We start from the raw sequence: 9,243 nt of genomic DNA, 5'->3' as shown, positions 1-9,243 counted from the left end.
AGTTACATAGGTGCCAACTGACACACCTTCGCGAGCAGGCTCGCTCCCACAAAGGGATTTACGGCGCCGCTTACCAGGTCAACACCGCCCCCACCGCAAAGGTATCGGTGTCTTCGTTCTGGTCGTTGGTGTCGTGACCGTTGATTTCGAACTGGTTGTACTCGGCCACCAGTTTCAGGTTGTCATTGACGTCATGGAACAGCGCGATGCCACGGGTTTCATAGTCCGCGCCGCTGCCGACCGCGCCGTTGCCATCGTCTTTGGTCTTGCCGTAAGACAGTGCCAGGCGGTTCTTGCCCAGCTTGTAGGAGCCCTGCAACAGGTAGCCATCGCTGTCGACGTTACGCAGGGTCGGCTCGCCCGCATTGTTGGTGAAAAAAGGGTTGATGCCCTTGGCCTGGAAACCTGAGCCGGTCAGCGACAAGCCCCCCATTTTCGCCTGCACGCCATAGCCGACGCCTTTGGACGTGACGGTGTCGACGGTGGAATCGGTATTGTCCGAGGTCTGGTAGCTGCCGTTGACCCAGCTGTAGATTTTCGCGCCGGCGAGGTCGAACTGGTAAGTGATCTCGCTCTCGGTGCGCGGGTTTTCCTGGTAGGCCTTGCCCGTCGGGCTGCTGTCGTTGGTGTCCACCGGGTCCATGATGCCCACGGCCACCCGCAAGCCGTCCATCACCGGGGTGCGGTAGGTGATCTGCGAGGTCGGGAACGGGTACGGATAACCGGTGCCGATGTTGCCGAACGACACCCCGCCGCCATCCACCAGCCCCAAGGTATCGCTGACCTGGCCGTACCCGGCGAGCAGTTCGTCGAGCAGGATGTTGGAGCGGGCAAACAGGCCGAAATCCTTGCCGATCAATACTTCGCCCCACTGCGGATTGGCCACGGTGCCGTAGAACTGCCGCACATCGATGGCGGTGTCGGTGCCGTTGGTTTCGCTGTCGTTGATCGTCACCCAGAACGAGGCGCGTGCGCCGAGCTTGAGATCATCGACCTGCTTGCCCATGTTAAAGCCCAGGTAGTTGGGCAGAAAACCCATTTTCACCCGCGACTGGCGACGGTCGTACTGCTCGCCGTCACGGTCGACATCACTGTTCACATAGAAGGCATTGATGTAGCCGTCGGTGGAGAACGTGGTCTGGTCCTTGTCATACAGCATGATCTCGGCTTCAGCCATGGAACTCAGGCCAAGGGAGGACAGGCTGGCGATCAAGGCAGGCAAAAAACGATGCGTGAAGTTCTTATTGTTGTGCATGGCGCGCTCCGCGACGGGGGACGAGATGTCGGAGGCGATTATCGAAAGCTGACAGGCGGCGCCATACGCTGCCTTGGGGGCGGTATTCAGGTGCTTTGGAATGGCCGGTGGCGAGCGATAGTTAGGGCGTACGACCGCCTGTCGGCGAGGCGCGGCACCAAGGATGTAAGCCCGTCGGCGGATGTACCTGTAGGAGCGAGCTTGCTCGCGATGCACTCGAGAACACTGCGGGGCATCAGGTACCCAGCGTTATCGTTGTCGCCCATCGCGAGCATGCTCGCTCCTACAGGAGGGCAAATATCCGGTTTAGTGCGCTGCGTTCATCAGCATATAGGCAGCGACGATCAGGCAAACACTGGCAAACCCCACCTGCAACCCCCGCGCCGGCACCCGGGCGCAGAGTTTTCGACCGATGAGCATGCCGATGATGCTGGCGACGATGAACGCCACGCCCAGACCGTCGATGCGCACCCCGGCATGCAACGCGCCAATCACGCCGATGGCCGAAATCAGACTGATCACCATCAGCGAGGTGGCGATGATTCCGCGCATCTGCACATCGGTCAGCTGCTTGAAGGCCGGCACAATCAGAAAGCCGCCACCCACGCCCAGCAGCCCCGAGACCACGCCGGTCACCGCGCCGAGAGCCGCGAGGGTCGTGGTGCATTTGGCGGTCCAGGAAAAGCGTCCGGTGTGCTGGTCGAGCATGCAGTTCTTCTGGCCCCAGTTGGCATGGCCATGATCGCTCGGCCCCTCGTCCTTGCGCTCACGGCGCAACATCCGCGCGGCCACCATGATCATCAGCAGGCTGAACAGGGTCATCAGGATTTTTTCCGGCAACTGATGGGCGAAGTAGATGCCCACCGGCGAAAACACCGCGCCGAGCGCCGCGATCAGCAACGCCGCGCGATATCGCACCAGCCCGTGCCGCAGACCATCGATGGCACCGACCGCCGCCGCGCTGCCTACGGCAAACAGCGCGACGGGCGCCGCCGTGGTCATGCTCCAACCCAGGCCAAGCACCAGCGCCGGTACGGCAAGAATGCCGCCGCCCGCCCCGGTCAAACCCAGCACCAACCCCATGACCACACCAAAAAAACTCGCCAGCAACATAGAACGCTCGTAATCCATGACAAAGGCCGGGAACGCCCGGTATCGATTGAGTGACAGGATAGAGCCCGCACAACTTTTTTCATCAATTGAATTGAAGCGGGGCTGGTCAACGCGGGGAAAATGAAACTAACCTCATGGCGACTCCACTAAGAAATCACCCCCATGTCCGCCCTGATTGAAGCTTTTTTTGACCCCGCCTCCTCCACCTACAGTTACGTAATCTACGAAGCCGACGGCGGGCAATGCGCAATCGTCGATCCTGTGCTCGATTACGACGGCGCTGCCGGGCGTACCGCCACCGTGCAGGCCGACCGGATCATCGCGTTCGTGCGCGAGCACCACTTGCAGGTGCAATGGCTGCTGGAAACCCACGCCCACGCCGACCACCTCTCCGCCGCGCCGTACCTGCGCCGGGAACTGGGCGGCAAGATCGCCATCGGCCAGTCGATCTGCAAGGTGCAGAACGTGTTCAAGAGCCTGTTCAATCTCGAGCCGCAATTCTGCATCGATGGTTCGCAATTCGATCACCTGTTCGCCCCCGACGAGTCATTCCGTATCGGCAACCTCAAGGCCACGGCCCTGCATGTCCCCGGCCATACTCCGGCGGACATGGCCTACTTGATCGACGGCGATGTGATCCTGGTCGGCGACACACTGTTCATGCCGGACGTGGGCACCGCGCGCTGCGACTTTCCCGGTGGCGATGCCCACCAGATGTTCACCTCGATCCACAAGTTGCTGGCCTTCCCTGCCGGCGTGCGCCTCTACGTCTGCCACGACTATCCGCCTGAAGGCCGCGAACCACGCTGCATGACCACGGTGGGTGAACAACGCAAAGGCAACATCCATGTGCGCGACGGTATCGACCAGGCCGCCTTTGTCGCCATGCGTACCCGGCGCGATGCAGGATTGGGCATGCCGACGCTGCTGCTGCCGGCGATCCAGGTCAATGTGCGGGCGGGGAATCTGCCGCCAGCCGAAGACAACGGCGTGACCTACCTCAAGATCCCGCTGAATAAATTCTGACCTGTGGGAGCGAGCCTGCTCGCGAAAGCGGACTGTCAGTCAACATTGATGTTGAATCTGATGACCCAATCGCGAGCAGGCTCGCTCCCACAGGGTTTGGGGGGATTTCAGGTGCCCAGCGTCAATCCATTCGCCGGCAACGGCAGCGCCGTCTTGTAGCGCACCTGCTTGAGCGCAAAGCTCGAACGGATATTGGCGACGCCGGGGACTTTGGTGAGGAAGTCCATCATGAAGCGCTCCAGCGACTGGATCGTCGGCACCAGCACCCGGATCAGGTAGTCCGGGTCGCCGGCCATCAGGTAGCACTCCATCACTTCCGGACGATCGGAAATCGCCTCCTCGAAATGCTGCAACGCCTCCTCCACCTGTTTTTCCAGGCTGACGTGAATGAACACATTGACGTGAAGCCCCAGCAGGTCGGCATCGAGCAGGGTTACTTGCTCGCGAATCAGGCCCAATTCTTCCATCGCCTTGACCCGGTTGAAACACGGCGTCGGCGACAGGTTGACCGAGCGCGCCAGGTCAGCGTTGGTGATGCGTGCGTTCTCCTGAAGGCTGTTGAGAATGCCGATATCGGTACGGTCCAGTTTGCGCATGAGACAAAACCACCTATTTTTTATGTTTATGCAGATTTTTTATCTGCAAATGATCTTTAGCGCAACGAAACAGAGAGAAATATTCTTCTTGGCCGGGCCTATGATTGTTGTAGGACAAGATTTCTTTTACCGAACGAAATCTGTCAGCTCACTACAAGAAATTCACAAGATCGAGCGTAGAAGCCATGAACCAAGCGTACGAACCGCTGCGCCTGCACGTCCCGGAACCCTCGGGCCGCCCCGGCTGTAAAACCGACTTCTCCTACCTGCATCTGACCGATGCCGGTACGGTGCGCAAACCCCCAATCGACGTTGAACCCTCCGACACGGCCGATCTGGCCCGCGGCCTGATTCGCGTGCTCGACGATCAGGGCAATGCCCTGGGTCCGTGGGCCGAAGGCGTACCGGTGGAGATCCTGCGCAAGGGCATGCGCGCCATGCTCAAGACGCGGATCTACGACAACCGCATGGTCGTCGCCCAGCGTCAGAAGAAAATGTCGTTCTACATGCAAAGCCTCGGCGAAGAAGCCATCGGCAGCGCCCAGGCCCTGGCGTTGAACATCGACGACATGTGCTTCCCGACCTACCGACAGCAAAGCATCCTGATGGCCCGCGACGTACCGCTGGTCGACCTGATCTGCCAACTGCTGTCCAACGAGCGCGATCCGCTCAAGGGACGCCAGTTGCCGATCATGTACTCGGTGAAAGAGGCCGGTTTCTTCACCATTTCCGGCAACCTCGCCACCCAATTCGTCCAGGCCGTCGGCTGGGGCATGGCTTCGGCGATCAAGGGCGACACCAAAATCGCTTCGGCATGGATCGGCGACGGCGCCACCGCCGAGTCGGATTTCCACACCGCCCTGACCTTCGCCCACGTGTACCGCGCGCCGGTGATCCTCAATGTAGTCAACAACCAGTGGGCCATCTCGACTTTCCAGGCCATTGCCGGCGGTGAAGCCACCACCTTCGCCGGTCGCGGCGTCGGTTGCGGCATTGCCTCCCTGCGGGTCGACGGCAACGATTTCTACGCGGTCTACGCCGCTTCCGCCTGGGCCGCCGAACGCGCCCGCCGCAACCTCGGCCCGACCATGATCGAATGGGTCACCTACCGCGCCGGCCCGCACTCGACGTCCGATGATCCATCCAAATACCGTCCGGCCGACGACTGGAGCCACTTCCCGTTGGGCGATCCGATTGCGCGCCTCAAGCAGCACCTGATCAAGGTCGGCCACTGGTCCGAAGAGGAACACACCGCCGTCAGCGCCGAGCTGGAAGCTGAAGTGATCGCCGCGCAGAAACAGGCCGAACAGTACGGCACCCTCGCCGGCGGCCAGATTCCAAGCGCCGCGACCATGTTCGAAGATGTCTACAAAGAGATGCCGGAGCACTTGAAGCGCCAGCGTCAAGAGCTGGGGATCTGACATGAACGATCACAACAACAATATCCAGCTGGAAACCGCCATGACCACGACCACCATGACCATGATCCAGGCCCTGCGCTCGGCCATGGATGTGATGCTTGAGCGCGACGAAGACGTCGTGGTGTTTGGCCAGGACGTCGGTTACTTCGGCGGCGTCTTCCGTTGCACCGAAGGCCTGCAGACCAAGTACGGCACTTCGCGGGTATTCGACGCGCCGATTTCTGAAAGCGGGATCGTTGGCACCGCCGTGGGCATGGGCGCCTACGGTCTGCGCCCGGTGGTGGAAATCCAGTTCGCTGACTATGTGTACCCGGCCTACGACCAGATCATTTCCGAAGCCGCGCGCCTGCGTTATCGCTCGGCCGGCGAATTCACCGCACCGTTGACCTTGCGCATGCCATGCGGCGGCGGCATCTACGGCGGCCAGACTCACAGCCAGAGCATCGAGGCGCTGTTCACTCAGGTGTGCGGCCTGCGTACCGTCATGCCGTCCAACCCTTACGATGCCAAGGGCCTGTTGATCGCCTCCATCGAAAACGATGACCCGGTGATTTTCCTGGAGCCCAAACGCCTGTACAACGGCCCGTTCGACGGCCACCACGAACGCCCGGTGACCCCTTGGTCGAAACACCCCGCCGCACAGGTTCCGGACGGTTACTACACCGTGCCGCTGGACGTCGCCGCCATCGCCCGCCCGGGCAAGGACGTCACCGTGCTGACCTACGGCACCACCGTCTACGTGTCGCAAGTCGCCGCTGAAGAAAGCGGCGTGGATGCCGAAGTCATCGACCTGCGCAGCCTGTGGCCGCTGGACCTGGAAACCATCACCAAGTCGGTGAAGAAAACCGGGCGCTGCGTGATCGTTCACGAAGCGACTCGCACCTGCGGTTTCGGCGCCGAACTGGCGGCGTTGGTACAAGAGCACTGCTTCCACCACCTGGAAGCGCCGATCGAACGCGTCACCGGTTGGGACACCCCCTACCCGCACGCGCAAGAGTGGGCGTATTTCCCAGGGCCGTCCCGTGTGGGCGCGGCGTTGAAACGGGTCATGGAGGTCTGAATGGGCACGCACGTTATCAAGATGCCGGACATCGGCGAAGGCATCGCAGAAGTTGAACTGTCTCAGTGGCACGTGAAAGTCGGCGACATGGTCGTCGAAGATCAGGTGCTGGCCGATGTCATGACCGACAAGGCAATGGTGGATATTCCGTCGCCGGTGCATGGCAAAGTCATCGCCCTCGGCGGACAGCCGGGCGAAGTCATGGCGGTTGGCAGTGTGCTGATCAGCATTGAAGTCGAAGGCGCGGGCAACGTTAAGGAATCGGCTGCGCCAGCGGCTGCCGTTAAAGAAGCACCTGCGGCGGCGCCGAAAGCCGAACCCGTCGTGGAAAGCAAACCGGCTCCCGTCGCACCTCGTCCGGCAGCCGTTTGCCAGGGCCCCATGGTCGCTCGCGAAGCCGATGAGCGTCCGCTGGCCTCCCCGGCGGTACGCAAGCATGCACTCGACCTCGGCATTCAACTGCGCCTGGTCCGTGGCAGCGGCCCGGCGGGTCGCGTGTTGCACGAAGACCTGGATGCCTATCTGGCTCAGGGTCAGTCGAATGCATCGTCCGTCAGCAGCGCTTACGCCCAGCGTAACGACGAAGAGCAGATCCCGGTGATCGGCATGCGCCGCAAGATTGCCCAGCGCATGCAGGACGCCACGCAACGCGCCGCCCACTTCAGTTATGTCGAGGAAATCGACGTGACGGCCGTGGAAGAGCTGCGCGCGCACCTCAACGAAAAACACGGCGCGACCCGCGGCAAGCTGACCTTGTTGCCGTTCCTGGTCCGCGCCATGGTCGTCGCCCTGCGCGATTTCCCGCAGATCAATGCCCGCTATGACGACGAAGCCCAAGTCATCACCCGCCTCGGCGCGGTGCATGTGGGCATCGCCACCCAGGCCGACATCGGCCTGATGGTGCCGGTGGTGCGTCACGCCGAAGCCCGCAGCCTGTGGGACAGCGCAGCGGAAATCGCCCGTTTGGCCACCGCCGCGCGCAACGGCAAGGCCAGCCGCGATGAACTGTCCGGCTCGAGCATTACCCTGACCAGCCTCGGCGCGTTGGGCGGCATCGTCAGCACCCCGGTGCTGAACCTGCCGGAAGTGGCGATTGTCGGCGTGAACAAGATCGTCGAACGGCCGATGGTGATCAAAGGCCAGATCGTGGTCCGCAAGATGATGAACCTCTCCAGCTCCTTCGATCACCGCGTGGTCGACGGCATGGACGCGGCGCTCTTCATCCAGGCCATCCGCGGCCTGCTCGAACAACCCGCCACGCTGTTTATGGAGTAAGACATGCAAACTCTGCACACCACACTGCTGATCATCGGCGGCGGCCCTGGCGGTTATGTGACGGCAATCCGTGCCGGTCAGTTGGGTATTGCGACCATTCTGGTAGAAGGCGAATCGTTGGGCGGCACCTGCCTGAACATTGGCTGCATTCCATCCAAGGCACTGATTCACGTCGCCGAGCAGTTCCATCAGACGCAACATCACAGCCAGCATTCGGCGCTGGGCATCAACGTGTCCGCGCCGACGCTGGATATCGGTAAAAGCGTCGAGTGGAAGGACGGCATCGTCGATCGCCTGACCACCGGCGTCGCGGCGCTGCTGAAAAAGAACAAGGTCCAGGTCGTGCAAGGCTGGGCCAAAGTGGTCGACGGTAAAACCGTCGACGTCGGCGACACCCGCATTCAGTGCGAACACCTGGTGCTGGCCACCGGCTCCAAAAGCGTGAACCTGCCGATGCTGCCGATTGGCGGGCCGATCATCTCCTCCACCGAAGCCCTGGCGCCGACGGCCGTGCCGAAGCGGCTGGTCGTGGTCGGTGGCGGCTACATCGGTCTGGAATTGGGCATTGCCTACCGCAAACTCGGGGCCGAGGTCAGCGTGGTCGAGGCTCAGGAGCGCATCCTGCCGGCCTACGACGCCGAACTGACCCAGCCGGTACACGATGAGCTGAAGAAACTCGGCGTGAAGCTTTACTTGAAGCACAGCGTGCAAGGCTTTGATTCAACAGCGAATACCTTGCAGGTACTGGATCCGAACGGTGACACCCTGAACCTGGAAACCGATCAGGTGCTGGTGGCCGTGGGCCGCAAGCCGAACACCCAGGGTTGGAACCTCGAAGCACTGAACCTGGACATGAACGGCTCGTCGATCAAGATCGACAACCGCTGCCAGACCAGCATGCGCAACGTGTATGCCATCGGTGACCTGAGCGGTGAACCGATGCTCGCTCACCGGGCCATGGCCCAGGGCGAGATGGTGGCCGAACTGATCAGCGGCAAAACCCGCGAGTTCAACCCCACCGCCATCGCCGCCGTGTGCTTCACCGACCCGGAACTGGTGGTGGTCGGCAAGACCCCGGACGAGGCCAAGGCGGCCGGCTGGGACTGCATCGTTTCCAGCTTCCCGTTCGCCGCCAATGGCCGGGCGATGACCCTGGAATCGAAAAGCGGCTTCGTGCGCGTAGTCGCCCGTCGCGACAATCACGTGATTGTCGGCTGGCAGGCGGTGGGCGTCGGGGTGTCCGAACTGTCGACGGCGTTTGCGCAAAGCCTGGAAATGGGCGCACGGCTGGAAGACATCGGCGGCACCATCCATGCGCATCCGACGCTCGGCGAGGCGGTGCAGGAAGCGGCGTTGCGAGCACTTGGCCACGCACTGCACCTGTGATTCAGAACAATTGACGGCGGCAGTGCTGGCCTCTTCGCGAGCAGGCTCGCTCCCACATTGGATTTATGGCGTTCACATAACCCTGTGGGAGCGAGCCTGCTCGCGAATTCT

At 61.8% G+C, this 9,243-nt stretch carries 8 protein-coding genes; 5 read left to right on the top strand and 3 right to left on the bottom strand.

Features of this window, described 5'->3' with window-relative positions:
• Positions 1-70: 70 nt before the first annotated feature.
• Together ACW9HW_RS26860 and ACW9HW_RS26855 are read right to left on the bottom strand one after the other, a co-directional pair.
• Entirely contained in the window at positions 71-1,255 is a 1,185-nt protein-coding gene (locus ACW9HW_RS26860) for a porin (RefSeq protein WP_457402322.1), read from the bottom strand.
• 306 nt (positions 1,256-1,561) lie between these two features.
• Positions 1,562-2,368: a sulfite exporter TauE/SafE family protein gene (locus tag ACW9HW_RS26855; RefSeq protein ID WP_095195042.1), complete on the bottom strand. Its 807-nt coding sequence runs from the start codon at positions 2,366-2,368 to the stop codon at positions 1,562-1,564.
• 162 nt (positions 2,369-2,530) lie between these two features.
• On the opposite strand from ACW9HW_RS26855, the gene ACW9HW_RS26850 reads away from it, so the two are divergent.
• On the top strand, positions 2,531-3,394 hold the full coding sequence (locus tag ACW9HW_RS26850) for an MBL fold metallo-hydrolase (RefSeq protein ID WP_095195043.1): 864 nt from the start codon (positions 2,531-2,533) through the stop codon (positions 3,392-3,394).
• 107 nt (positions 3,395-3,501) lie between these two features.
• On the opposite strand, the gene bkdR is transcribed toward ACW9HW_RS26850, so the two are convergent.
• On the bottom strand, positions 3,502-3,990 hold the full coding sequence (bkdR, locus tag ACW9HW_RS26845; RefSeq protein WP_008059350.1) for a Bkd operon transcriptional regulator BkdR: 489 nt from the start codon (positions 3,988-3,990) through the stop codon (positions 3,502-3,504).
• Between the two features lie 185 nt (positions 3,991-4,175).
• On the opposite strand from bkdR, the gene ACW9HW_RS26840 reads away from it, so the two are divergent.
• The 4 genes from ACW9HW_RS26840 to lpdA are packed head-to-tail and all read left to right on the top strand — an operon-like array spanning position 4,176 to position 9,132.
• Entirely contained in the window at positions 4,176-5,411 is a 1,236-nt protein-coding gene (locus ACW9HW_RS26840; protein WP_095195044.1) for a 3-methyl-2-oxobutanoate dehydrogenase (2-methylpropanoyl-transferring) subunit alpha, read from the top strand.
• Position 5,412: 1 nt separating this feature from the next.
• Positions 5,413-6,471 carry an alpha-ketoacid dehydrogenase subunit beta gene (locus ACW9HW_RS26835; RefSeq protein ID WP_160107946.1) on the top strand — a complete coding sequence of 353 codons (1,059 nt, stop codon included), beginning with the start codon at positions 5,413-5,415 and terminating at the stop codon, positions 6,469-6,471.
• The gene (locus ACW9HW_RS26830) at positions 6,472-7,746 is read left to right on the top strand and encodes a dihydrolipoamide acetyltransferase family protein (protein WP_095195046.1); all 1,275 of its coding nucleotides are present in this window, start codon (positions 6,472-6,474) and stop codon (positions 7,744-7,746) included.
• A gap of 3 nt (positions 7,747-7,749) precedes the next feature.
• Positions 7,750-9,132: a dihydrolipoyl dehydrogenase gene (gene lpdA, locus ACW9HW_RS26825; protein ID WP_457402318.1), complete on the top strand. Its 1,383-nt coding sequence runs from the start codon at positions 7,750-7,752 to the stop codon at positions 9,130-9,132.
• Positions 9,133-9,243: the final 111 nt, after the last annotated feature.

This window comes from Pseudomonas sp. SDO5532_S415, assembly GCF_054071155.1.
The sequence above is the reverse complement of the archived record's forward strand: the minus strand, read 5'-3'. Positions and strand labels throughout refer to the sequence as shown.